At 71.5% G+C, this 23,985-nt stretch carries 21 protein-coding genes; 13 read left to right on the plus strand and 8 right to left on the minus strand.

Annotation, left to right across the window (positions count from 1 at the left end; all coding sequences use genetic code 11):
* Window positions 1-117: 117 nt before the first annotated feature.
* From O1G22_RS28785 to O1G22_RS28795, 3 genes are all read right to left on the minus strand, one after another.
* Window positions 118-495, minus strand: a complete 378-nt coding sequence (locus O1G22_RS28785) for a CU044_2847 family protein (protein WP_270086576.1) — start codon at window positions 493-495, stop codon at window positions 118-120.
* 71 nt (window positions 496-566) lie between these two features.
* On the minus strand, window positions 567-1,910 hold the full coding sequence (locus O1G22_RS28790; RefSeq protein WP_270083973.1) for a carboxyl transferase domain-containing protein: 1,344 nt from the start codon (window positions 1,908-1,910) through the stop codon (window positions 567-569).
* Window positions 1,903-3,390 carry an acyl-CoA synthetase gene (locus O1G22_RS28795; protein WP_428986416.1) on the minus strand — a complete coding sequence of 496 codons (1,488 nt, stop codon included), beginning with the start codon at window positions 3,388-3,390 and terminating at the stop codon, window positions 1,903-1,905. The genes O1G22_RS28790 and O1G22_RS28795 overlap by 8 nt, the downstream gene beginning before the upstream one ends.
* A gap of 113 nt (window positions 3,391-3,503) precedes the next feature.
* On the opposite strand from O1G22_RS28795, the gene O1G22_RS28800 reads away from it, so the two are divergent.
* Window positions 3,504-4,388, plus strand: coding sequence for an ATP-grasp domain-containing protein (locus tag O1G22_RS28800; protein ID WP_270083974.1), 885 nt, complete (start codon window positions 3,504-3,506; stop codon window positions 4,386-4,388).
* Here O1G22_RS28800 and O1G22_RS28805 read toward each other — a convergent pair.
* A complete protein-coding gene (locus O1G22_RS28805; RefSeq protein WP_270083975.1) occupies window positions 4,378-5,280 on the minus strand; it encodes a LysR family transcriptional regulator in 903 nt (300 codons plus the stop codon). The two genes, O1G22_RS28800 and O1G22_RS28805, sit on opposite strands and share 11 nt — an antisense overlap.
* A 93-nt stretch (window positions 5,281-5,373) precedes the next feature.
* Here O1G22_RS28805 and O1G22_RS28810 point away from each other — a divergent pair, with 93 nt between their 5' ends.
* Complete coding sequence (locus O1G22_RS28810) at window positions 5,374-6,204, plus strand: oxidoreductase (protein WP_270083976.1); 831 nt, start codon at window positions 5,374-5,376, stop codon at window positions 6,202-6,204.
* Window position 6,205: 1 nt separating this feature from the next.
* Here the strand turns inward: O1G22_RS28810 and O1G22_RS28815 are convergent, their stop codons facing one another.
* The gene (locus O1G22_RS28815; RefSeq protein WP_270083977.1) at window positions 6,206-6,766 is read right to left on the minus strand and encodes a hypothetical protein; all 561 of its coding nucleotides are present in this window, start codon (window positions 6,764-6,766) and stop codon (window positions 6,206-6,208) included.
* A 146-nt stretch (window positions 6,767-6,912) separates the two neighbouring features.
* Between O1G22_RS28815 and O1G22_RS28820 the strand changes: the two genes are divergently transcribed.
* Together O1G22_RS28820 and O1G22_RS28825 are read left to right on the plus strand one after the other, a co-directional pair.
* Window positions 6,913-7,686: an IclR family transcriptional regulator gene (locus O1G22_RS28820; RefSeq protein ID WP_270083978.1), complete on the plus strand. Its 774-nt coding sequence runs from the start codon at window positions 6,913-6,915 to the stop codon at window positions 7,684-7,686.
* Entirely contained in the window at window positions 7,683-8,531 is an 849-nt protein-coding gene (locus tag O1G22_RS28825) for an SMP-30/gluconolactonase/LRE family protein (RefSeq protein WP_270083979.1), read from the plus strand. The genes O1G22_RS28820 and O1G22_RS28825 overlap by 4 nt, the downstream gene beginning before the upstream one ends.
* On the opposite strand, the gene O1G22_RS28830 is transcribed toward O1G22_RS28825, so the two are convergent.
* Window positions 8,482-9,735, minus strand: a complete 1,254-nt coding sequence (locus O1G22_RS28830) for an MAB_1171c family putative transporter (RefSeq protein ID WP_270083980.1) — start codon at window positions 9,733-9,735, stop codon at window positions 8,482-8,484. The genes O1G22_RS28825 and O1G22_RS28830 overlap by 50 nt on opposite strands.
* On the minus strand, window positions 9,732-10,409 hold the full coding sequence (locus O1G22_RS28835; protein ID WP_270083981.1) for a toxin-antitoxin system, toxin component family protein: 678 nt from the start codon (window positions 10,407-10,409) through the stop codon (window positions 9,732-9,734). Before O1G22_RS28835 ends, O1G22_RS28830 begins: the two co-directional genes overlap by 4 nt.
* A gap of 235 nt (window positions 10,410-10,644) precedes the next feature.
* Here O1G22_RS28835 and O1G22_RS28840 point away from each other — a divergent pair, with 235 nt between their 5' ends.
* From O1G22_RS28840 to arfA, 5 genes are all read left to right on the plus strand, one after another.
* Window positions 10,645-12,000, plus strand: coding sequence for an extracellular solute-binding protein (locus O1G22_RS28840; RefSeq protein WP_270083982.1), 1,356 nt, complete (start codon window positions 10,645-10,647; stop codon window positions 11,998-12,000).
* Complete coding sequence (locus tag O1G22_RS28845; protein WP_270083983.1) at window positions 11,997-12,941, plus strand: carbohydrate ABC transporter permease; 945 nt, start codon at window positions 11,997-11,999, stop codon at window positions 12,939-12,941. The genes O1G22_RS28840 and O1G22_RS28845 overlap by 4 nt, the downstream gene beginning before the upstream one ends.
* Window positions 12,938-13,801 (plus strand): carbohydrate ABC transporter permease, encoded by an 864-nt coding sequence (locus O1G22_RS28850; protein WP_270083984.1) that lies wholly within the window; start codon window positions 12,938-12,940, stop codon window positions 13,799-13,801. The genes O1G22_RS28845 and O1G22_RS28850 overlap by 4 nt, the downstream gene beginning before the upstream one ends.
* Before the next feature lie 16 nt (window positions 13,802-13,817).
* The gene (locus O1G22_RS28855; RefSeq protein WP_270083985.1) at window positions 13,818-14,780 is read left to right on the plus strand and encodes an arabinan endo-1,5-alpha-L-arabinosidase; all 963 of its coding nucleotides are present in this window, start codon (window positions 13,818-13,820) and stop codon (window positions 14,778-14,780) included.
* Between the two features lie 81 nt (window positions 14,781-14,861).
* Window positions 14,862-16,373: an arabinosylfuranosidase ArfA gene (gene arfA, locus O1G22_RS28860; RefSeq protein WP_270083986.1), complete on the plus strand. Its 1,512-nt coding sequence runs from the start codon at window positions 14,862-14,864 to the stop codon at window positions 16,371-16,373.
* Here arfA and O1G22_RS28865 read toward each other — a convergent pair whose 3' ends face one another.
* A complete protein-coding gene (locus O1G22_RS28865; RefSeq protein WP_270083987.1) occupies window positions 16,374-19,337 on the minus strand; it encodes a glycoside hydrolase family 35 protein in 2,964 nt (987 codons plus the stop codon).
* A 78-nt stretch (window positions 19,338-19,415) separates the two neighbouring features.
* Between O1G22_RS28865 and O1G22_RS28870 the strand changes: the two genes are divergently transcribed.
* The 4 genes from O1G22_RS28870 to O1G22_RS28885 all read left to right on the plus strand — a co-directional run bounded on the left by O1G22_RS28870 (window position 19,416) and on the right by O1G22_RS28885 (window position 23,981).
* Window positions 19,416-19,874 carry an RrF2 family transcriptional regulator gene (locus O1G22_RS28870; RefSeq protein ID WP_270083988.1) on the plus strand — a complete coding sequence of 153 codons (459 nt, stop codon included), beginning with the start codon at window positions 19,416-19,418 and terminating at the stop codon, window positions 19,872-19,874.
* Window positions 19,875-19,955: 81 nt separating this feature from the next.
* A complete protein-coding gene (locus O1G22_RS28875) occupies window positions 19,956-21,449 on the plus strand; it encodes a peptide ligase PGM1-related protein (protein WP_270083989.1) in 1,494 nt (497 codons plus the stop codon).
* 165 nt (window positions 21,450-21,614) lie between these two features.
* Window positions 21,615-22,271, plus strand: coding sequence for a DUF4360 domain-containing protein (locus O1G22_RS28880; RefSeq protein ID WP_270083990.1), 657 nt, complete (start codon window positions 21,615-21,617; stop codon window positions 22,269-22,271).
* Window positions 22,272-22,544: 273 nt separating this feature from the next.
* A complete protein-coding gene (locus tag O1G22_RS28885) occupies window positions 22,545-23,981 on the plus strand; it encodes a family 2B encapsulin nanocompartment shell protein (protein WP_270083991.1) in 1,437 nt (478 codons plus the stop codon).
* Window positions 23,982-23,985: the final 4 nt, after the last annotated feature.

Consider the following 23,985-nt stretch of genomic DNA (forward strand, 5'->3'; position numbering starts at 1 on the left):
GGTGGCCCTCGCCGTCCACGTGGACGAACGGCACCCCGGCCGCGCGGGCGGCCTCGCGTTCGGCGTCGGTGCTCCCGATCATCAGGCACTGGGCCGGGGGATGCCGAGCCCTTCCTCTCATGAGCCGGACGCGGGCTCCGGAACGCTCGCCGCCGCGGCCGGCTCGGCGGTGGCCGCAGGCTGCTTCGACCACCCCAGCCGCACCACCAACTGCCCCTCGGCCGCCCCCTTGGCGATGATCGCGCCGGCTTCCGCGGTCAGCTTCACGCCGAACTCCAGCTCCACCGAGTCGGGCCGCAGAGTGCCGTCGCGGAACACCCGCAGCGCGGACTGGGCCGCCGCGCGCACACCGTCCAGGGCGCCTTCGAAGGTGCGGGACGCCTGCGCCACCGGACCGTCACCACGGCCGACGGGCCGGGCCCCGGTGCCACCCTCGACGCTCTCGACGACGACCGCGATGCCGTCCTCCGTGGTGAACTCCACCAGTCTGCCCATGGTGTTCATCGCCCCCGTGTCGGTGATGTGCGGCCGCCTCCATTGTGACCGACGATGTCTCAGGATGTGACCTACGGCTGGGCGGGGTTCACGATCCCCCGGATCACCCCCAGCTCCACCAGATCCTGCGGCCGGATCCGCAACTGCTCGGCGGTCGTCTCCACCTCCTCCTCGGGGCGCTTGAGGATGGCCGCCGCGAGCTCCGGGGCGATCACTGAGAAGTAACTGTCCGGTGTGGCCCAGGTGTTGCCCGGTGCGGCCAGGGCGAGGGCGCCGCCGGAGCCGCCCTCGCCGATGAGCAGGGTGGTGAGGGGGACCCGGGCGGCGGCCACCGCGCCGAACGCGTCCGCGATCGCCGGGCCCGCCCCCTGCCGTTCGGCCTCCGCGTCGTTCGCGGCGCCCGGGGTGTCCACCAGGGTCAGTACGGGGATCCCGAGCCGGTCCGCGAGCCGGATCAGGCGGGCGGCGGTGCGGTACCCGGCGGGTCGGGTCGCCGTCCCGGTCTGCGCCGCGTAGGCCACGGTACGGCCGTCCCGCTCGCCGAAGCCGCAGAGCATGCCGTCGGGGTCCGTACCGCCGCACCGGTCGCCGCTGAGAGCGACCCGGTGAGTGAAGTAGGCGTCCAAGTAGGCCTGCGCACGGGGGCGTTCGGGGGCGCGGGCGCGCTGGACGGCGGCCCAGCCGGTGCCGGGGAGGTCTCCCCGTCCCAGCGCCGGGGGCGGGGGCGCCTCCAACGCGGGGCTGGTGAGCAGCCGCAGCCAGGTCCCCAGTACCCCCTTCAGCGCCTCCGGCGCCACCACCGCGTCCGCCGCGCCGGCCGTCACCTGGGCCTCCGCCGTGTACGCGGCCGGGTCGGCGTCCGCCGGGCGTACCCGGGAGCCGGCGAAGCCCACCTGGGCGCCGGGCAGGGCCAGGACGACGTCCGCGCCCGCGCCGAGGGTGGCCCAGCCGCCGCCGGTCGTCGGGTCCCGCAGGACCGCGATCTGCGGCAGCCCGGTCTCCTGGGTGAGCGCCGACTGACGGGCCACACGCTGGAGTTGGGTGAGGGCGAGCATGCCCTCCTGCATCCGGCTGCCCCCGGTCGCGACCAACGGCACGACCGGCAGCCGGTGTGCGCGGGCGTGGCCGTACGCCGCCTCCAGCCGGTCCCCGGTGCGTTCGCCCAGTGAGCCGCCCAGGTAGCCGAACTCGAAGACGATCAGCACGGCTCGGGTGCCGTCGACGCGGGCGGTGCCGCAGACGACCGACTCCTCCTCGCCGGTGCGGGCGGCGGCGCGGGCGCGTGAGGCGTCGTAGCCCTCCCAGGCGAGGGGGCCGTCGGTCTTCGACTGCCGTGCCGGACAGGGGAGTTCGGTGAAGCTGCCGGGATCCGTGACCAGGGTCAGGATCTCGCGCGCCGAGCGGCGCTCAGGCATCGGCCACCAGCGCGCGCTTCATGATCTTGCCCATGTCGTTGCGGGGGAGGGCGTCCAGGTAGCGGACCACGCGGGGGCGCTTGTGCGGGGCCAGGCGGCGGGCCACGTGATCGGCCAACTCCTCGGCGGCGGGCGGGGTTTCGGGGTCGGCCGGGACGATCCAGGCCACGATCCGCTCGCCCAGGTCGGCGTCCGGCTCGCCGGTGACGGCGGCCTCCCGCACCCCCGGATGCTCCAGCAGCGCGTTCTCGATCTCGCCGGCCCCGATCTTGTACCCGCCGCTCTTGATCAGGTCCGTGGCCTTGCGGCCGACGATCCGCACATAGCCGTCGGGCTCGCGCACCGCCATGTCGCCGGTCCGGAACCAGCCGTCGGCGGTGAAGGCGGCGGCGGTGGCGTCGGGCCGGTTCAGGTACTCGGTGAACAGGTTCGGGCCGCGCACCTGGATCTCGCCGACGCTCTCCCCGTCGTATGCGGTGATCGGCGTTCCGTCCTCCTCCACGAGCCGCAGCTCGACACCGGGCAGCGGCACGCCGACGGTGCCGGCCCTGGCCTCGCCGTCGGCCCGGACGCTGGTGTTCATCAGGGTCTCGGTCATGCCGTACCGCTCGATGACCCGGCGCCCGGTCGCCGCCGCGATCCGCTCGTGGTCGTGCACGGGCAGCGCGGCCGAGCCCGACACCAGCAGCCGGGCCCGGCCGAGCGCCTTGGCCAGCTCGGGGTCGTCGGACAGGGCCTCGGCGATGCGGTGGTACATCGTCGGCACGCCGAACAGCATGGTCGCGCCGGCGGCCAGCTCCCGGGCGACCCCCTCGGTGCTGAACCGCCCCAGGTGCCGGACGCCACCGCCGCGCCGCAGCGGGCCCAGGATGCCCAGGACGAGTCCGTGGACGTGGAACAGCGGCAGCCCGTGCACCAGCACATCGTCCTCGGTCCACTGCCAGGCGTCGGCGAGGGCGTCGAGCGTGGTCGCGAGGGCCCGGCGGGACAGGACGGCGCCCTTGGGCGGGCCGGTGGTGCCGGAGGTGTAGACGATCAGGGCGGGGTCCGCGTCGGTGACCTCCGTGTCGGGGACGGTCCCGGCGGCGGACGCGTCCACGTCGATCCGGGTCAAGTGGCCGAGACCGGCCGGGAGTTCGGCACCCGGCGCGGCCAGCACCAGCGTGGGCGCGCTGTCGGAGACGATGTGCGCGAGCTCCTTCTCACCCGACCTCGGGTTCAGCGGCACGGCGGCCGCCCCGGCGAGCAGCACGCCCGTCACGGCGACGGCGGTCTCCAGCTCCGGGGTGGCCCACACGGCGACCCGGCCGGCCCCGCGCACCCGCCCGGCGAGCGCACCGGCGGCCCCCGCGAGAGCGCCGTACGTCAAAGACCGCTCACCGAACCGCAGGGCGACCCTCCCCCGGACTTCGCCCGGGGGCATCCCCAGCTCGCTGCGCTCGCCCGGACCGTCCGCCAGGGCGGGAAAGAGGGAGGACACGCGGAGCACTCCTTACTGTCGGCACTGTCGGCACCTTTCCTACCCTAGGTACCGGATGGGCAGGGTTGTTAGCCTCACCGGGACCGAACCGTCGTACGACAGGGAGTCCCGCCGTGCCCCGCATCGCACTCGCCACCTACGACCCCGGGGCCGAGCCGCACCGGGACAACGATCTGCCGGTGCTGGTGCGGGCGCTGCTGGAGCGCGGGGTCGAGGCCGAGGCCCAGTACTGGGACGACCCGTGGGCCGACTGGGGCGGGTACGACCTGGTCCTCATACGGTCCACCTGGGACTACAGCTGGCGGGCCGCCGAGTTCGCGGACTGGGTGGAGCGGGTCGGGCGGGTGACCCGGCTCGCCAATCCGGCGGACGTGGCCCGGTGGAGCATGGACAAGCGGTATCTGGGAGAGCTGGCGGCGGCCGGTGTGCCCACCGTGCCCACGTCGTACATAGCGCCCGGTGAGGCCGCCGAGCTGCCCGACGGGCACGAGTACGTGATCAAGCCGACCTCGGGCGCGGGGGCGCGGTTCGCCGCCCGGTACACGCCCGGCGAGCACGACATCGCCGTACGGCAGCTCGCGCGGATGCACGCCGAGGGTTTCACGGCGATGGTGCAGCCGTACGTCCGGGGCATCGATGTCAGCGGGGAACGGGCGCTGCAGTTCTTCGGCGGCCGGCTGCTGCACGCCAGCCGCAAGGGCGCCGTCCTCGCGCCGGGCACGCCGTACGACGCGGAGAAGGTGGCCCATCCCGACCTGACGCGCTGGCAGCCGACGGCGGACGAACTCGCCGTCGCCGAACGGGCGTTGGCGGCCGTTCCCGGCGCGCCCGAGCTGCTGTACGCGCGCGTGGACCTCGTGGACGCAGAGGACGGGACGCCCCGGCTGATGGAGCTGGAACTGGTGGAGCCGAATCTGTTCCTGTGGCTGCATCCCGGGTCGCTGGAGCACGTGGTGAAGGCGGTCCTGGTGGCTGCCGGCGAAGGCGTCACCGGCTGACCGTCTGCCGACACGCCTCCGCATACGCCCGCACCAGCGGCCGGTGCGCGTCGTCCCGCCGCCAGGCCAGTACATAGCGGCTGGGGCCGATGCCCCGGACCGGGCGGGTGACGACCCCGCCCAGGGTGATCAGCGGGGCGTTGCCCTCGGCCACCAGGCAGACCCCGAGGCCCGCGACCAGCGCCTCGTACGTCTCCTCCGCCCCGGAGATCTCCGCGCCGATCCGGGGCGGCCGGCCGGCGCGGGCGTCCAGGGCGAGCCAGTGGTCCCGCAGCCGGCCCGCGCTCGCCGGGAGGGCCAGAAACGGCTCGTCCAGGACGTCCGTGAAGTCCAGCTCCGGACGGGTGGCCAGCGGGTGCGTCTCCGGGAGGGCCAGCAGGCGGGGCTCCTCGGCGACCACCGTCCAGTCGTAGCGCTCCTCGTCCGGCAGCGGCAGCCAGACGAAGGCGACGTCCGTCTCGCCGTCCGCCAGGCCCGCCGTCGGATCGTCCCAGGTCAGCTGCCGCAGCCGGACCGTGACCTCGGGGTGTGCGGCGGTGAAGCGGGAGCGGACGGCCGGCAGCAGCCCGCCCCGGCCCGGACTGGTGCTCATGCCCACCACGAGCGTGCTGCGCTGGGCCACTTTGGCCGCCTCCACGGCCGCCGCGCCCGCCTCCCATGCCGACAGCACGTTCCGTGCGTGGGGCAGCAATGCCTCGCCCGCCGCCGTCAGCGCCACCCCGTGCCGGTCGCGCCGGAACAGCTCCGCCCCCAACTGCCGCTCCAGCACCCGGATCTGCTTGCTCAGCGCCGGCTGTGAGACGTAGAGCCGCTCGGCCGCGCGCGTGAAGTGCAGTTCCTCGGCGACCGCGACGAAGTAGCGCAGATCGCGGGCATGGACGTCGATCGTCATAGCCGTTGGTTATCACCAAGGGTCTTGGACGGGCAACGGCACGGCGCGGCAGGGTGGTTCGTGTCAGGAAACGAGGAACCGCGGGGAGTTGCGATGAACAAGGTGTGGCTGGTGACCGGGGCGACCAGTGGCTTCGGGCGGGAGATCACCGAGGCGGCCGTCGCCGCCGGCGATGTGGTGGTCGGCGCGGCCCGGCGCCCGGAGGCCCTGGACGACCTGGTGGCCGCCCATCCCGACCAGGTGGAGGCGCTCCGGCTGGACGTGACCGACACCGCCGCGATCGAGGAGGCCGTGCGGGACGTCGTGGCCCGGCACGGGCGGATCGACGTGCTGGTCAACAACGCGGGCCGTACGCATGTGGGCGCGGTCGAGGAGACCACGGAACAGGAGCTGCGCGAGCTGTTCGACCTGCATGTCTTCGGTCCCACGGCGCTCGTGCGGGCGGTGCTGCCGCACATGCGGGAGCGGCGCTCGGGCGCGATCGTGCAGCTGAGCAGCATGGGCGGGCAGATGTCCTTCGCGGGCTTCGGCGCGTACAGCGGGACGAAGTTCGCGCTGGAGGGCATCTCCGAGGCGCTCGCGGACGAGGTCGCGGAGTACGGGATCAAGGTGCTGATCGTGGAGCCGGGCGCGTTCCGGACCTCGCTGTTCCAGGCCGGCCGGGCCGGGAGCAGCGACGACAGCGGGGTGTACGCGAAGGTCGGCGAGACGCGGGCGGCCGTGGCCGGCGGTCACGGCGGCCAGCCCGGTGACCCCGCCAAGGCGGCCGCCCTCATCCTGGCCGCGCTGGAGGCGGAGCGGACCCCGCTGCGGCTGCCGCTCGGCGACGACGGGGTGAGCGCGGTCCTCGCCCACCTCGACCAGGTACGGGAGGACGTCACGGCCTGGGAGAAGCGGACCCGGGCGACGGGCTTCGACGACTGAGCTACCCGCGTACGACTGCCGTCCGCTGGAGCAGCCCCCAGGTGAACTCGGCGACCACCTCGTGCCGTACGCCCTCCCGGTCCGGGGCGGTGAAGGCGAGCCCCCAGCGGGTGGGGGCCGTGCCCTCCAGCGGGCGGGCCGGGGCGAAGGCGCGGGCGGCCTCGTCCACCGTGCAGGACCAGGGGGCGAGGTCGTCCAGGGTCTCCAGCTTCGGCGCGGGGGCGCCCGGGGCGCGTACCAGCCACTCGTTCCACACCGCCCCGTCCGGCCCGACCAGCGCCTCGAAGCGCAGGTCGGGCCAGAGGGGCAGGGCCCAGCGGCGGGCCTCGCAGTCGACGTCGCCGAGGCGGCGGGGGAGGACGGACTCGGGCTCGCCGAGGACGGAGCGGTACCGGGCGGCGGCGGAGCGGGAGCGGGGGGAGCGGACCATCGCCTGCCACCGCTTGTTGGCCTCCCGCATGTCCGCGAGGGACGCCCCGAGCCGCCGGCGGGCGTCCTCGACCAGGTCCGGATTGTGGTCGGCCATGCGGCGCAGCAGCACCAGCTGGAAGTCGACGTACATGCCCTTCATGGTGCCCGGCGTGCTCCGGGCATTGCCCGTACACCTCCCCATGATTAGCCTGTGTTCGTCATGCCGATCGCCTGTTGATATCTCGAACATCTGAGGGATGTCGAGCGGGCGCTTAGACCCAAGGGAGGGGGCCGGACGTGGGACGCCTCGTGCCTGCCGTGACCCGGGCTCTGGACATTCTGGAGCTGTTCCTCGACGGAGACGGGACACTCTCCGCCCCCGACATCGTGCGCAAGCTCCAGCTGCCGCGCACCACCGTGCACGAGCTGGTCACCACGCTCGCCGCACGCTCGTACATCGTGCCCGTCCAGGGACAGCCCGGACGTTACCGGCTCGGTGTACGCCCGTACCAGCTCGGCAGCCGTTACGCCGAGCACCTCGATCTCGCCGCCGAGGGGCAGCAGGTGGCCCGGTCGGTCGCCGAGACCTGCGACGAGACGGTGCACGTGGCGATCCTGGAGGGCACCGACGTCATCTACATCGCCAAGGTCGACTCCACGCACGCGGTGCGCATGGTGTCCGCCGCCGGCCGCCGGCTGCCCGCCCACTGCACGTCGGTCGGCAAGATGCTGCTGGCCTCGCTGCCGCAGCACGAGCTGACGGCGCGGATCCCGGACGACGCCGAGCTGACCGCGATGACGCCGAACAGCATCACCGACCCGGCCGCGCTGCGTGAGGCGCTGGCGGAGATCCGGCAGCGGGGGCTCGCGGTGGAGAACCGCGAGTCCAACCCGGACGTGAGCTGCGTGGCGGCCCCGGTGCGCGACCGCACCGGCCAGGTGGTCGCCGCCCTGTCCATCTCCGTGCCGATGATCCGCTGGAGCGACGAGCGCCGGGCGGAGCTGGAGCAGCTGGCGGCGAAGGGCGCGGCGGACCTGTCCGAGCGGCTGGGCCACCGGGGCGCGGAATGAGCGCCGGGTACGAGGTCGCGGTGCGGGCGGAGGCGACCCTCGGCGAAGGCCCCACGTGGGATCCGGCGACGGGTCGCCTCCTCTGGCTGGACATCCTGGGCATGCGGCTGCACACGTACGATCCGGCGACCGGCCGCCGTACGACGCGCACGACGGAGCAGCACGTGGGCGCGGCCAAGCCACGAGCGGGCGGCGGCCTGGTGCTGAACCTCCGGGACGGCGTGGCCCTGCTGGACCCCGACGACAGCTTCCGCTGGCTGCATCACGAGCCGGTCCCGGGGCGCCGCGCGAACGACGCCGCCGTGGCACCGGACGGGTCGCTGTGGGCGGGCACCATGCGGTACGACGAGGCGGCCGGCGGCGGCACGCTGAGCCGGCTGACCGGCGACGGTACGGCGGAGACGATCCTCCCCGACGTCACCGTCAGCAACGGCACGGGCTGGAGCCCGGACGGCCGCCTGATGTACTACGTGGACACCCCGACCCGCCGTGTCGACGTCTTCGACTACGACGGCGGGCGCGCGACCGGCCGCCGCCCGCTGGTGGAGATCGAGGAGGGCGCGGGCTATCCGGACGGCCTGACGGTCGACGCGGAGGGCTGTGTGTGGGTGGCGCTGTGGGACGGGGGAGCGGTACGGCGGTACACGCCGGACGGCCGCCTGGACCGGGTGATCACCCTGCCGGCACCGCGTACGACGGCGTGCGCCTTCGGAGGCGCCGCTTTGACCGACCTGTACGTCACGACAGCTCGGGTCGGCCTGGAGTCCCCGGACCCCCTGTCGGGTTCGCTCCTGGTCATTCCGGACGCGGGTCGGGGCCTGCCCCAACCGGCGTTCCAGGGCTGACCCGCGCCCCCGCCGCCGCCCGCACCGCCTCGATCTCCTCCGGCCTGCGCAGGGCCCGCGAGATCGGGGCGATGTCGCGGAGCAGGCTCGTGGGGTCGGTGCCCGTGGCCGGCTCGGCCGGGTCCGGGGTGCGGCGCTTGCTGTCGATCGCGTCCAGGATGGCCACCGCCGACGCCAGCGCCCGCGCTCGCTCCGGGGGATGCCCGAGGGCGAGCGCGGCGTCGTACGCCCTGCGGTCCAGGTCGGCATCGAGGTAGCGGGCCAGCGGAAGCAGGACGTCCCGGACGAACGTCTCACGGCGGGTCAGGCGCAGTTCCGGTGTGGCGCGGAGCATGAAGGGGACGCTGTCGCCGCTCGCGGTGCGCATCAGCCGGTAGAGCGGGCGGAGTTCGCGGTGCGCGCGGCGGACGAGCCAGCGGTCGTGGAGGTACTGGCCGGCGTGCGGGAGGATGAAGCCGGTCGCGACGAGGATCGCGGTGACGGAGGCGACCGGCGGCGCGAGATCCGTGCTCAGCCAGTCCAGATCGTGCCCGGTCCACCGCGCGCCGACGGCCGTCAGCTTGGCCCCGCTGAAGACCAGGTTGAGCCCGTATCCGGCGCCCAGCAGCCGCAGCCCCCAGCGCAGCCACGCGTCCAGCCCCTCGGAGTGCGCCCAGTTCCAGATCAGCCGGGAGGCGATCAGACAGGCGGCGGCGTGCGCGAAGAGGTACAGCAGGATCTCCTCGCGCATGAACGGCGTACCGGCGTAGTACGTGTCGAGGTCCCGTACCCGCTCCACCGGCGCGTCGGCGAGCAGGAACAGCACCCACAGCGCCACGATCACCCCGGCGTACACCGAGACCACCCGGCGCACCGCCCGCCGGGTCGCGGCCGAGCGGTCGGACAGGCCGTTGCGCCAGGTCACGATCAGCAGCAGGCCGGCCGCGGACATCGCGGTGATCAGCGAGTAGCACCAGGGCGCCGAGATGTTGGGCACCCCGGTCAGCCGGTTGACGCGGTGGATCGTGGACGGCGTGCAGAACACGAACACCGCGCAGGCGAGCAGCAGCAGCCCGCCGACCGAGCGCAGCAGCGGGTCCCGCCACAGCCGGATGATCGTGGGCAGCTTGATCACCAGCGCGGCGGTGAGCACGGCGGTGGGGATCCAGAAGGAGATGTAGAACTCGCTGAGGAATCCCGAGGGGTCGAACGCCGGCTGACTCACCGCGTGGCGCCCTCTTTTCCATGCGCTCGGTGCGCCTTCGGGGCGCGCCCCTTCGGCTCACTCGCTTGTTCACGTCCGCGGTAGCCGAGGACCCGCTGGACGGCGTCGGGCGGGGCGGGGCGGGTGCCGGCGGTGCCGGCGAGCCGGCCGCGGAACAGGGTGGCCAGGCGGTGGCCGAAGTCGTCCGCCTCGGCCTCGTCGGCCTCGCGGGAGCCGTTGCGGGCGGCCACCGTGAGCGCCGCCTCCCGCCAGCCGGGCTCGTCGGCGAGGGCACGGGCCGCCGCGTCGTCGGCCAGGTGGTGGTGCCGGTGCCCGGCGTGCAGGTGCCACAGCTCATGGCCCAGGATCACCAGTTGCTGCACGGACTCGGCGCGCTCCTCCACGATCACCAGGTCGAAGTCGGCGAACTCCACCCACAGGCCGGTGACGTCGAGCTCGTCCGGGAAGCGTTCGAAGCGCAGCTCCACCGGGCGTCCGCCGCGCCGCGCGCTCATCGCCTCGCACAGGGCCCGGCACAACTGCCGTACTCCCTCCGGCGTCTCGGGCCGGGTGCGGACGGCGGCGGCCAGGCCGCGGGCCAGCAGCCGCATCTCCGAGCCCGACCGGGAGCGGCGCAGCCATGCCGTCAGGGGGGCCAGGCGTGCCAGCCGCTCGCGCGCGCCCGCGTTGCCCATCGCCTCCCCTTTCCCGCCGGTGTGCGGCCGGTCACGAGCGTACGCGCCTGGATGTGTTCGCGTCATGCGATCCGACGTGTGTGGTTCAAGCCAGAACGACCCATGAGCTTGTGTCCAACCCATTGACGCGGAAGCGCTTCGAATCTACGGTCCCGTTCGAAGTTACGAGCACTTGTCGAAATACCGAACGATTTGAACGAAGAGCCGAGCAAACTCTGGACAGTTAGGGCGGGGAATGGGACGACCTGGCCTGAATCGCAGGCAACTTCTCACAGCGGCCGGGGGCTTGGCCGTGGCCGGAAGTTTCGGCTTCGCCGCACTCGGCACCGGGGCCGACGCCCTCGCCTCCACCGCGCACACCCGGGTGCGCTACTGGAACCTCTTCAGCGGCGGCGACGGCTCCAACATGATCGCGATGCTGGACGCCTTCCGTAAGACGCACCCGGACATCGCCGTGAAGGACTCCACCCTCCAGTGGGGCAACCCCTTCTACACCAAGCTCGCCATGGCGGCCGCCGGCAACCGCGCACCCGACCTCGGAGTGATGCACATCGGCCGGGTCGCCGGCTTCGCCCCGGGCCGCCTGCTGGACGCCTGGGACGTCGGCCTGCTCGCCAAGTACGGCCTGCGCGAGCAGGACTACAACCCCAAGCTGTGGCAGCGCGGCATCATCGACGGCAAGCTCTACGCCCTCCCGCTCGACGTCCACGTCCAGCTCTGCTTCTACCGCAAGGACGTGCTGAAGAAGGCCGGCCTGCTCGGCGCCGACGACCGGATCGTGCCCATCACCTCGACCGACGACTGGTTCGGCGTGCTCAAGGAGGCCAAGAAGGCCACCAAGAAGGGCCTGCAGACCATCGGCCTGTGGGTCAACGACCAGAACTTCCAGTGGTGGTTCTTCGTCGCCTTCTACACCCAGCTCGGCGGCACCTGGTTCAACGACGCCCGCACCGAGGTCACCTTCGACACCGACAAGGCCACCCAGGTCCTGGAGTTCCTGCGCCGGCACATCACCGACGGATACGCCGACCCGGCCATGGGCTCCGTCGGCGCCGAACAGTTCATCAACGGCGCCCCCTTCGCCTGGGAAGGCAACTGGTCGGTGCCGGTCTACTCCGGCGCGAAGATCGACTACGGCGCGATCCCGCTGCCGCCCGTCTTCGGCAAGCAGGCCACCCACGCCGAGTCGCACTCCTTCGTCCTGCCGCACCAGTCCGGCCGCGGCGGCGCCGCCAACGAGGCGGCCCACCAGCTCGCCGCCTACGTCGTCACGCACGCCCAGCAGTGGGCGGCCGGCGGCCACATCCCCGCCTACAAGCCGACCCTGTCCACCCCTGCCTACCAGAAGCTGTACCCGCAGAACGAGTACGCCTCGGCCATCGACCACCAGGCCAACGAGCCCAAGGTGTGGTTCGCGGGCTCCACCGGCATCCTCGCCCAGCGCGTCGGCCCGATCGTCGTCTCCTCGACGATGGGCTCCGCCAAGCCCGATGCCGTGGCCCGCCGGATGAAGAGCGAGCTGACCACGCTGCTCGCCATGAAGAACCCCATGGACGGCAGGACCGCCGCGCAGGGAGGTGCGGCCGCATGACGACCGCGAGCACACAGACCGTCATCGCACCGGCGCGCACGAAGGCCGTCGCGCTCGGCGCCGCCGTCCGCCGCCGGCAGGGCTTCCAGCACGGCGGCTGGTTCGTCGCCCCGTTCCTCCTCCTCTTCACGGTCTTCGTGATCTGGCCGCTGCTGCGCGGCGTCTACCTCAGCTTCACGGACGCCAACATCACCGGCCAGGGCGAGAGCTTCATCGGCCTCGGCAACTACCGCGAGGCCCTCGAAGACCCGCTGATGTGGAACGCCCTCGGCCACAGCGCGTACTTCACGCTCCTGGTCGTGCCCTGCATCACCGTCCTCGCCTTCCTCCTCGCGATGCTCGCCCACCACATCGAGCGCGGAAAGTGGCTGTGGCGCCTGTGCTTCTTCGCGCCCTTCCTCCTCCCTTCCACGGTCGCGGGCAACCTGTGGCAGTGGCTGTTCAACCCGGGCACGGGAATGGTCAACTACGTGTTCGGCGGCAACACCCCGTGGCTGACCGACAAGTCGTACGCGATGCTCGCCATCGTCATCGAGACCCTGTGGTGGACGGTCGGCTTCAGCTTCCTGCTCTACCTCGCCGCCCTCCAGTCCATCCCCGCCCACCTCTACGAGGCCGCGAAGCTGGACGGCGCGGGCGCCTGGCACCGCATGGTGCACATCACCCTGCCGATGCTGCGCAACATCACCGGGCTCGTCATCGCCCTGCAGATCCTGGCCTCGCTCCAGGTCTTCGACCAGGCCGTCACGATGATGGACTTCGGCCCCGGCCCCGAGAACTCCACCCGCACCTTCGTGCAGTACACCCTCGAAGAGGGCTTCACCAGCTACCGCGTGGGCTACGCCTCCGCGATCTCCGTCATCTTCTTCGTGATCATCGCGGCCGTCGCCCTCGCGCGGATGTGGCTGCTGCGCACCCGCACCGAGGAGGCCGCCCGATGACGACCGTCACTCCGACCCGCGTGAGGTCCCGCAGGTCCTCCTGGACGCCCAGCCAGATCATCCTCACCCTCCTCGGCACGGCCGTCTCCGCCGCCTTCCTCGCCCCGCTCCTCTGGGCCCTGTTCACCTCCCTGAAGTCGGAGACCGAGGCCGTCGAGGTGCCGCCGCACTGGCTGCCCGAGCACTGGACGGGCCAGGCCTGGAAGGCCCTCTTCGACACCGGCAACATCACCAACTGGTTCGTGAACTCCCTGGTCGTCTCCGTCTGCGTGACGTCCATCGTGCTGCTGGTGAGCGCCCTCGCCGGATACGGCTTCGCCCGCACCGAGTTCCGGGGCAAGGCCGTCCTGATGGGGGTGGTGATGGCGGGCCTGATGGTCTCCCCGGCCGTCCTCGGCGTGCCCCTGTTCACCACGGTCCAGCAGATGGGCATGGTCGACACCTACTGGGGCATGATCCTGCCGCAGTGCGCGCCCGCCGCGATGGTCTACATCCTCTACAAGTTCTTCCAGGGCATCCCGCGCGAACTGGAGGAGGCCGCGTTCATCGACGGCGCCGGCCGCTGGCGGGTCTTCTTCACCATCGTCGTCCCGCTCGCCCGCCCCTCCCTCGCCGCGGTCGGCATCTTCACCTTCATCGCCTCGTGGAACAACTTCCTGTGGCCCTACATGGTGACCAACAACCCCGACCTGATGACCATGCCGAACGGCATCGCGACCGTCATGAACTCCTACGGCATCCAGTGGGCCCAGCTCATGGCGGGCGGCCTCATGGCGGGCCTGCCGCTGATCATCGTCTTCGTCTTCTTCCAGCGCCAGATCGTGGCGGGCGTCGCCCACACGGGCCTGGCCGGCCAGTGATCAGGAGACCGTTGCCTTGAAGCTCAGACTCGCCGCACTCCTCGCGGCAGCCGCCCTCGCCCTGCTGCCCACCACCGCCTCGGCGGACGTGACGTACCCCGACCCGCTGCCCCTCACCGGCCAGCAGATCATCCACGACCCCACGGTCCACCAGCTGAAGAACGGCCAGTACGTCGCCTACTCCACCGGCGGCATCATCGGCGCCCGCCTCTCCCCGAACCTGCGGGACTGGACCGACGCGGGCAACGCGTTCACCACTCCGCCGAGCTGGTGGTACGACTACAACTCCACCGCCGACCCGTGGGCCCCCGACCTCTCCTACCGCGACGGCCGGTACTGGCTCTACTACGCCGTCTCCTCCTGGGGCACCAACCACTCCGCGATCGGCGTGGCCACCTCTGCGTCGGGCCTGCCCGGCACCTGGACCGACCACGGCAAGGCCTTCAGCTCCGAGAAGACCGACACCTGGAACGCCATCGACCCGGCCGTCATCCGCGCCGACGGCAAGCTGTGGATGGCCTTCGGCTCCTACTGGACCGGCATCCGCATGGTCCAACTGGACCCGAAGACCGGCAAGGCGATCCCCGGCGCCGAGGTCCGCCACCTGGCCACCCGCCCCGACGCCCCCTACGCGGTCGAGGGCGCCTCGATCGTTCACCACGGCGCCTACTACTACCTCTTCGCCTCCTACGACGCCTGCTGCCAGGGCGTGAACTCCACGTACAAGATCCGCGTCGGCCGCTCCACCTCCGTGACGGGCCCGTACACGGACAGCACGGGCAAGCAGATGCTGGACGGCGGGGGAGACCTGTTCCTGGCGTCCCACGGCCGTTACATCGGCCCCGGCGGCGAGTCGGTCTTCCGCACCCACGGCAAGGACTGGCTGGCCTACCACTACTACGACGCGAACGACAACGGCACGCCGAAACTGGGGCTCAACGAGCTGCACTGGAAAGCGGGTTGGCCTGAACTTACCTAGGGGCGCGGGGAACTGCGCGACAAGCCACAACGCACCCGCACCCGCCGACGAAACACAAGCCTCCCACCCCGAAAGGCGAACATGCGCACCGCCCGCTTCACCCTCGACCCCGCTTTCATCATCGGCGAGGTCAACGCCCGTATCTTCGGATCCTTCGTCGAACACCTGGGCCGCTGCGTCTACACCGGCATCTTCGAGCCCGACCACCCCACGGCGGACGAAGCCGGACTGCGCACCGACGTACTGGAGCTGGTCCGCGAACTCGGCGTCACCGCCATCCGTTACCCCGGCGGCAACTTCGTCTCCGGCTACAAGTGGGAGGACTCCGTCGGCCCCGCCGAGGACCGTCCCCGCCGCCTCGACCTCGCCTGGCGCTCCACCGAGACCAACCGCTTCGGCCTCTCCGAATACATCGACTTCCTCCGCAAGGTCGGCCCCCAGTCCGAACCCATGATGGCCGTCAACCTCGGTACACGCGGCGTCGCCGAGGCCCTGGAACTCCAGGAGTACGCCAACCACCCCGCCGGCACGGCCCTGTCGGACCTCCGTGTCTCCCACGGCGACAAGGACCCCTTCGGCATCAAGCTGTGGTGCCTCGGCAACGAGATGGACGGCCCCTGGCAGACCGGCCACAAGACCGCCCAGGAGTACGGCCGGATCGCCGCCGAGACCGCCCGCGCGATGCGCCAGATCGACCCGGGCGTCGAACTCGTCGCCTGCGGCTCCTCCAGCCAGTCCATGCCGACGTTCGCCGCGTGGGAGGCGACGGTCCTGGAGGAGACCTACGACCTCGTCGACTACGTCTCCCTGCACGCCTACTACCAGCCCGAGAACGGCGACATCGACTCCTTCCTGGCCTCCGCCGTCGACATGGAGTCGTTCATCGAGAACGTGATCGCCACCGCCGACCACATCGGCGCGAAGCTGAAATCCAAGAAGAAGATCAACCTCTCCTTCGACGAGTGGAACGTCTGGTACATCTCGGAGTGGCACGCGATCGAGAACTCCGGTGCGCGGGACTGGGCGGAGGCCCCTCGCCTCCTGGAGGACAACTACAGCGTCACCGACGCCGTCGTCTTCGGCTCGCTCCTCATCGCGCTGCTCCGGCACGCCGACCGCGTCACCGTCGCCTGCCTCGCCCAGCTCGTCAACGTGATCGCGCCGATCATGACCGAGCCGGGCGGCCCGGCCTGGCGGCAGACGACCTTCTTCCCGTTCGCGCAGGCCTCGAAGTACGGCCGGGGCGAGGTGCTCGACGTGCGGGTGGACTCACCGACGTACGACACGAAGAAGTACGGCGAGACGGACCTGCTGCACGCCACGGCCGTCCGCGCGGCCGACGGCACGGTCACCGTGTTCGCCGTGAACCGCAGCCGCACCGACGCCCTGCCCCTCGAAGTCGCCCTGAACGCACTGGAGTTGACGACCGTCACCGAGCACACCGCGCTCGCGGACGCCGACCCCGACGCCCGCAACACCCTGGCGGAGCCCGAGCGGGTCGTCCCGCACCCGGTGGCGGGCACCGCCGTGGCGGACGGCACCCTCACCGCCGTACTGGAGCCGCTGTCCTGGAACGTGATCAGGCTGGCGTGATCACACGGAGGTGACCGGCAGCCCGCCGGACGCCCGGCCGAGCAGGGTCAGACGTACGTCCCCGGGGCCCGACAGCGTGGTGAACTCCGACAGGACCGCCAGCGCGAGGGTGTTGGTGCCCCGGGTGCGCAGGACGCCGTTCGGCAGGACGAAGGTGTGCTGCGGGCCGACGTTGTTGATGTACTGGCCCATGTTCCAGCCGTTGAGGAAGATCTGGGCGCGGTACGCCCGGTACTGGTCGTCCTCCAGGGTCAGGCCGATCGACGCGTCGACGTCGGCCGGCACGGACAGCCGGAAGCTGGTCCGGTACCAGGTCACGCCCTGGTACCGGGCCGCCCTCGGGAAGCTCACCGGCTCCCAGTCGTGGTCCGTCCGGTGGCCGGGCAGGTGCCAGCCCTCCCGCTCGCCGAACAGACCGCCGTTGTTCATCGCCCCGCGCACGGGGTCCACGGGCCCCTCGCCCTGGATCCGCCAACTCACCTTCGGGGAAGTCCCCTTGAAGGAGGCCGACATGAGCCCCCGCGCGGCCTTGTGCGTGTCCCGCGCACCGCCGTCCTCGTCGTGCTGCATGCGTCGGACGAGCACGGACAGCACATGCCGGCCGGGCGAGCGCAGTGCCTCCCGCACCGGGAAGGCAGCCGTAGCCGACCAACTCCCCCGTCGGGCGGTCGAGTTCTTGTCCGGGACCGGCATCCGGTGGGTGCCCAGCGGCTCCCCGTCCAGCCAGGCCATCAACAGCCCCTGCGTGCCGCTGCTGTAGGCGAGGGAGATCTCCTCCAGGCCGGTGGAGTCGCTGAAGGTGCCCCGGTACCAGACGTCCCCGTAGTGGAAGCCGTAGTCGTCCGCGAAGAGCACCGGGCCGCCGGTGGGGACGGGAGTCGTGCTGGACGACGTCCTCCTGTCGGCGATCTGCCAGCGGGAGTCGTCGAAGCTGGGCCCCACCTCGGGGTTCTCCCGCCGCATGCGCCAGCCGCCCAGCGCGGGCAGCCGCACCTCGGGCACGGCCGGCTGCAGACCGGTGGTCATCAGGCTGCCGGACAGGGTCACCCGGGTGGGCAGGGTGCGCCCGTTCCACACCAGTGTGTCGGTCCCGCGCGGCCCCCAGACCTCGATGGCCGTCGTGTCGATGACGTCACCGGTCAAGTGGACGGCCGAGCCCCGCACTTCGGCGTGGCGCAGCAGCGCCGGGCCGTAGACCAGCAGGGTCCCGGACGGGGTGTCGTACGGGAAGAGGCGTACGGAGGTGTCGTCGTCGCCGAAGAGGAGGACCAGCGGGGTGTCGCTGCCGCCCTTCTGCACCAGGACGCGGGTCAGCCCGCCGCTGCCGAGGGGGCTGGTCACGCGCAGCTCGTCGGCCTCGTCGTAGACCCAGGCGGCCTCCGGGTCCAGGCGCATGACGGACGGCTCCTGCGGAGTCTTCAGCACCAGCTCGGCCATGTCGTCCGTGCGGCCCGTGAACAGGGCGACGTCCTGCCGCCCGGCGGTCACACAGAAGACCGGCTGGGCGGTGGAGTACTTCAGTGTCCGCTCGCCGAGCTTCAGCCCGGTCGTCAGCAGCCGGGCGTCCTTGCCGGGCACGGTGATCCGCAGCCGGCCGGCGTCCGTGGGCAGCTCGCTGGTGACCGGGTCCGTGCCGTCGTTGCGGGCGACGTAGACATGGGCGCCGGTGTCCGCGTTGGTCAGGTGGTAGACCTTCAGCCCCTCGGCCCTGACGTCCTCCGCCCGGTCCAGCTTGGCGAAGTCCGGCACGCGCTGGAAGAGATGGCCGAGCTGGTGCATCGGCGCGATCTTCGCGGTGACGTTACGGGCCTCGTCGATGGCGGCGCCGTAGTCGTACGACGTGTAGACGACGGGCGCGGGCAGCCAGCCCCAGGAGGTCCCGCCGAAGGTCATGTAGACGTTGTGGAGCGTGAGTCCGTTGGCGAGGTTGGTCAGATAGAACCGCCGCTCGTACGCCGCGTCCCGCGTCCGCCGTGCCTCGCCGTACCCCTTGCCGTCGAACGAGGCCCCGCCCCACGGATCGAACCAGCCGCCGCCGAACTCGGGCACGAACCCGGGCGTGGACGGCGAGGCCCCGGCCCCGCCCTTGGCGCCACCTGCTCCGAAGACCCCCCAATCGGGCGGGTTCTGCGCGGGCGACGGATATCCGTCGAACCCGTACAGCCAGCCGCCCTTCTCCCCACCGGTGTCGAACGAGCCCGGCACCCAGTCCCCGTTCCGCCCCTTGTCGTTGTGGAAGAGCGGTACGTCGATGCCGTCGGCCCGCACCTTCTTGAACAGGTGGGACATGTACCGCCGCCCGGTGACGTCGTCCGCGTGGGCGTCGTACTCGTTCTCGATCTGGTAGAGCAGGATCGTGCCGTTGCCCTGGGTGAACAGGTGCTTGCGGGCGATCCGGTCGACCTGCGTGAGCCACTCGTCGACGTACGACAGATAGGTCGGATCGTCGGTGCGTGCCGTGCCCTTCGTGGCCGTCAGCCAGCCGGGGAAGCCGCCGCCGTCGACCTCGGCGTTGATGTACGGCCCGGGGCGCAGGACGACGTACAGCCCGGTCTCGGCGGCCATCCGCAGGAAGAGATCGAGGTCCCGGACGCCGGTGAAGTCGTAGGTGCCCGGCGCGGGGGAGTGGTAGTTCCAGGCGACGTAGATGCTGACGGCGTTGTAGCCGTGGGCCCGCATCTTCTGGAGGATGTCCCGCCACAGGGAGGGGCTGGGCAGCCGGAAGGGATGGAACTCCCCGGACCAGAGCACCACCCGTCTGCCGTCCACGAGCAGCGAGTACCGGTCGTACCCGATGGTGTGCCGCTCGCCGTCGGCCCGGGGCGGCAGGGGTGCCGGGCCGGTCGGCACACTGGCGCGCGCCGCGAACGCCGAGGGCGCGCCGGAGCCGCCGCTGCCGCCCAGGGCGAGCCCGAGCGCGGCAGAGCCGGCCAGGGCACTGAAAGTACGTCTGCTGAGCGCCAAGGTGGATCCTCCCGGGCGGCGATCTTACGGGGCGCGGGTGCGGCCATTGTCCACGGAGCGACGCCTCACAATGGACGCATGAGGATCTCGGCACGGGCGGACTACGCGGTACGGGCGGTGCTGGAACTGGCCGTACGGCAGGGTAACGGCCCCGTGAAGGCGGAGGAAATCGCCGCCGTGCAGGACATCCCGCACAAGTTCCTGGAGGGCATCCTGGGCGACTGCCGGCGTGCCGGGATCGTGGAGAGCAGGCGGGGCGGAGGCGGCGGCTACCAGCTGGCGCGGGACGCGGCCGCGATCACGGTGGCGGACGTCGTCCGGGGCGTGGACGGCCCGATCGTGTCGGTACGCGGCGAACGCCCGACCGACCTGTCCTACACGGGCACGGCCCAGCCCCTGCTCCCGCTCTGGATCGCCCTGCGCGCGAACGTCCGCCGCATCCTGGAGGGCGTGACGATCGCGGACCTCGCGGCGGACACGCTGCCGGAGCCGGTCCGGGCGCTGGCGGCGGAACCGGCGGCGTGGGAGAACCCTTAGGCTGCCTTCGAGAAGCGCGACCTTTGAGGCTTTCGTCCGGTGTTGTTCCGTGGGGCGAAGGCGCCCGAGGAGGAGGCAGCCGTGGAGACCCTGCGCCCGGCACAGGTCCACATCCAGAGCCGGGAGTGCGATCCGCTGATCCTGGGCCGGTTCCCCGGCGCGACGTTCTTCCCGGAGCGGCTGCTCGGCTGGGCGATCGTCGACACGGTGTGCCGGGCAGGCGGCCGTCTCCTGTACGTCACCGCCCCGCCGCCGCTGGACGCCGACGAGCAGGTCGACTACTACCTCGGGCTGCTGGGCGCCGGCCACGAGGGTGCGCGGAACCGGGTGAGCCTGGTGGGCGTGGACGACGTCAGCGCCCGATGGCTGAGCGAGAAGATCCTCGATCCGGACAACCCGCGGGCCGCGCAGGTCCGTGCGGTCGTCCGCGCGTTCGTGGACGGCCGGCGACGGGCCGGCGCCGACGTCCGGCTGAACTATTTCGAACCGTCCGCTCCGCTGGAGCGCTTCGCCCGGGAACTGGGCGTGCCCGGAAACCAGCCGCCCTCGTCCTGCATCCCGACGGGCACCAAGCACTCCGGCCGCCGGCTGTTCGCCGAGGCGGGCATCCCGGTACCCGCGGGCTCCCCCGAGCTGTGCCACTCCGTCGCGGACCTGGCCGTGGAAGTGGCGCGGATGGCGCGGTCGGGGCACCGCGCGCTGGTCGTCAAGCTCGACGACGCCGCCTCAGGGGCCGGGCTCGGCAACGCGCTGCTGGATCTCGGCGACCTCGGCCTGTCGCCCGGGACGGACGACGACGCGCTGACCGAACGCGTGCTCGCCGCGCTGCCCCGGGCCACTCTGGTGGACCCCGGGATCACCTGGGGCGACTACGTCCGGATGATCGGGAAGTCCGGCACCCTCGTGGAAGAGTGGATCAAGGACGACGCGCTGTGCAGCCCCAGCTTCCAGGGCAGGATCACCGAGGGCGGCGCGGTCGAGGCGGTCTCCACCCATGACCAGGTGCTTGCCGTCCACAGCCAGAGTTACGTCGGCTGCCGGTTCCCGGCGAACGCCGCATACCGGCACACACTCATCGACTACGGGCTGCGTGTCGGCCGGGCGCTGCGGGAGCGCGGAGTGGACCGGGGCGACTACGGGGTGGACTTCCTCGCCCGGCCCACCGCCGGGGGCTGGCAGGTCCTCGGGTGCGAGATCAATCTGCGGGGCACGGGGACCAAGCACGCCTTCGGCATCGTCTCGGCGCTCCTGGGCACGCGCGCGACGCCGGACGGCCGCCTGGTCGTCGGCGGGCCCGGGGGCGCCGAGCGCGTCTACGAGGCGTCGGACAGCATCATGGACCCGCGCTACGTGGGCCTGCGGCCGGCGCACCTGATCCGCGCGGTCACCGGGTCCCCCCTCGGTTACGACCCCGAGCGCGCGACCGGCGTGGTGCTGCACATGATGAGCGCCGCCGCCGAGGACGGGAAGTTCGGCGCGGTGTGCATCGGGGCGGACCGGGCCGAGGCGGCGGCGTTGCTGCGGGGGCTGCGGGAGCTGGTGGACGAGCAGGTGCGCGTGAAAAGCCGGATGTGAATGGCCGGAGTTCGCCCTGCCGGGCCGGAGCGTGGCTTCCTACGATGCTCACGCCTCCCGTCCTTCACAGGTCCCACACAGTTTCTTCAAAGCTGAACGAGCGGCACGAACTGCACGGCGGACGGACCGGAGGCGCACCCCCCACTCGACGACATGGGAGAAACCATGGCTGGTGGACTCCTCCTGAGCGGCGCCGTAGCCGCTCTGCTCACCACGGCGCTGCCCGCCCAACACACGCCCGCCTCGGGCGTGTTGGACAACCCGCCCCCGGACAAGATCGTCATCGACGTCGCGACGGTGAACGGCTCCGGCTGCCCCGAGGGCACCGCGGCGGTCGCCGTCTCGCCGGACAACACCGCCTTCACGGTGACCTACAGCAACTACCTGGCGCAGGCCGGCGGCAATTCCGACCCCACGGCCTTCCGCAAGAACTGCCAGCTCAACCTGATCGTCCACGTCCCGCAGGGCTTCACCTACGCCATCGCCAGCGCCGACTACCGCGGCTTCCTGTCCCTGCAGCCCGGCGCGAGCGCCACTCAGAAGGCCTCGTACTACTTCCAGGGCTCCCCGACCACCGTCCCCAAGAGCCACCCCTTCAGTGCTCCCTTCAACGACAACTGGGAGGCCACCGACAGCACGGACTGGGCCCAACTGGTCTGGGCGCCCTGCGGGGTGCTGCGCAACTTCAACATCAACACCGAACTGAGAGTCAACGCCGGGACCCAGAACCCGGACAAGGTCAGCTTCATGACGATGGACTCGACGGACGGCGACATCAGCACGGTGTACCACCTGGCGTGGAAGGAGTGTCCGAGCGCGTAGGGAGACACGCGCCACGCCGATTACTGTGGGTAGGCGATGACTCGCGCGGGATCTTGCGGGTGAACGGCCGTTCGTCGGTTGACGTGTGGCGCCTTCGACCAGCAGTGATCGCGGTACGGGGCGCACGGGGGGCGCGCTGCAAGCGCGTTGAATGCCTTCGTGCGCCACCTTATCGATTACTGAACGTAAGCATGACTCTGGTACCCCTGTGTACGCAGCGTGACGACAGCAGGTCGTCGCGTCCCTACGTGCCAGGGAAGACGAGGTAGAGCCATGCCCCTTGACACAGTGACAGCACCGGCGGGCCCGGAGTCCGAGCAGCAGCGCGAGCAGCAGAGCCTCAGCACCGCGGCGGCGCGCAATCTCGCCACCACCACCAAGTCCGAACCCCAGATGCAGGGCATCAGCTCCCGCTGGGCGACCCGCATGCTGCCCTGGGTGAACGTGCCCGGCGCGACCTACCGGGTCAACCGCCGTCTGTCCTACACCGTCGGCGACGGCCGCGTGAGCTTCGTGAAGACCGGCCCCAAGGTCCAGGTGGTCCCCGCCGAACTGGGTGAACTGCCCCTGCTGCGCGGCTTCTCCGACGCCGACGCGCTCGGTGCGCTGGCCGACAAGTTCGTGCAGAAGGAGTTCGAGCCGGGCCAGGTCATCGTGCAGGCGGGCCGCAAGGCCGACCAGGTGTTCCTGATCGCGCACGGCAAGGTCGAGAAGATCGGCGAGGGTCCGTACGGCGAAGAGGCTGTGATCGGGCTCCTGGCCGACGGGGACACCTTCGGCGGCCGGGTGATGTCCGGCCAGGCCAAGAAGTGGGAGTTCACGGCCCGTGCCGCGACCGCCACGACCGTCCTCGCGCTGCCGCTGACCGCGTACAAGGCGGTCGCCGACCGCTACGAGGCACTGCGCGCGCATGTGCAGCACATCAGCTCCAACGGGCATCAGCGGCACCGCAAGCTGAACCGGTCGGGCGAGGCGGCGATCGAGCTCAGCTCGGGGCACGTGGGCGAGGAGACCCTGCCGCAGACCTTCGCCGACTACGAACTCGCGCCGCGTGAGTACGAGTTGAGCGTGGCGCAGACGGTGCTGCGGGTGCACAGCAGGGTGGCCGACCTCTTCAACGAGCCGATGAACCAGACCCAGCAGCAGCTGCGGCTGACCATCGAGGCGTTGCGCGAGCGGCAGGAGCACGAGCTGATCAACAACGAGGAGTTCGGTCTGCTCAACAACGCCGACTTCGATCAGCGGATCTCCACCTACTCGGGCCCGCCGACCCCGGATGACATGGACGAGCTGCTGAGCATGCGGCGCAAGACCCGCTGTTTCCTCGCCCATCCCAAGGCGATCGCCGCGTTCGGCCGCCAGTGCAACAAGCGGGGCATCTACTTCGGCAGCATCGATCTGCACGGCAACCAGATCCCCGCGTGGCGCGGGGTGCCGCTGCTGCCGTGCGGCAAGATCCCGATCAGTGAGCAGGGCACGTCGTCGATCATCGCCATGCGCACCGGCGAGGACGACCAGGGTGTCATCGGCCTGTACCAGACCGGGATCCCGGACGAGGTCGAGCCCGGCCTGAACGTCCGCTTCATGGGCATCAACGAGCAGGCGATCATCTCCTACCTGGTCAGCACCTACTACTCGGCGGCCGTCCTGGTGCCCGACGCCCTCGGCGTCCTGGAGAACGTCGAGATCGCCCGCACGAACGGGAGCTGACGGC

The organism is Streptomyces camelliae (assembly GCF_027625935.1).
GTDB classification, from domain to species: domain Bacteria; phylum Actinomycetota; class Actinomycetes; order Streptomycetales; family Streptomycetaceae; genus Streptomyces; species Streptomyces camelliae.

Coding starts and splice junctions, on each gene's coding strand:
- O1G22_RS28835 (WP_270083981.1), bottom strand. CDS start 10,409: ATGGGCAACGCGGGCGCGCGCGAGCGGCTGGCACGCCTGGCCCCCCTG.
- O1G22_RS28815 (WP_270083977.1), bottom strand. CDS start 6,766: ATGTACGTCGACTTCCAGCTGGTGCTGCTGCGCCGCATGGCCGACCAC.
- O1G22_RS28790 (WP_270083973.1), bottom strand. CDS start 1,910: ATGCCTGAGCGCCGCTCGGCGCGCGAGATCCTGACCCTGGTCACGGAT.
- O1G22_RS28870 (WP_270083988.1), top strand. CDS start 19,416: ATGAGGATCTCGGCACGGGCGGACTACGCGGTACGGGCGGTGCTGGAA.
- O1G22_RS28880 (WP_270083990.1), top strand. CDS start 21,615: ATGGCTGGTGGACTCCTCCTGAGCGGCGCCGTAGCCGCTCTGCTCACC.
- O1G22_RS28845 (WP_270083983.1), top strand. CDS start 11,997: ATGACGACCGCGAGCACACAGACCGTCATCGCACCGGCGCGCACGAAG.
- O1G22_RS28810 (WP_270083976.1), top strand. CDS start 5,374: ATGAACAAGGTGTGGCTGGTGACCGGGGCGACCAGTGGCTTCGGGCGG.
- O1G22_RS28885 (WP_270083991.1), top strand. CDS start 22,545: ATGCCCCTTGACACAGTGACAGCACCGGCGGGCCCGGAGTCCGAGCAG.
- O1G22_RS28805 (WP_270083975.1), bottom strand. CDS start 5,280: ATGACGATCGACGTCCATGCCCGCGATCTGCGCTACTTCGTCGCGGTC.
- O1G22_RS28850 (WP_270083984.1), top strand. CDS start 12,938: ATGACGACCGTCACTCCGACCCGCGTGAGGTCCCGCAGGTCCTCCTGG.
- O1G22_RS28840 (WP_270083982.1), top strand. CDS start 10,645: ATGGGACGACCTGGCCTGAATCGCAGGCAACTTCTCACAGCGGCCGGG.
- arfA (WP_270083986.1), top strand. CDS start 14,862: ATGCGCACCGCCCGCTTCACCCTCGACCCCGCTTTCATCATCGGCGAG.
- O1G22_RS28825 (WP_270083979.1), top strand. CDS start 7,683: ATGAGCGCCGGGTACGAGGTCGCGGTGCGGGCGGAGGCGACCCTCGGC.
- O1G22_RS28785 (WP_270086576.1), bottom strand. CDS start 495: ATGGGCAGACTGGTGGAGTTCACCACGGAGGACGGCATCGCGGTCGTC.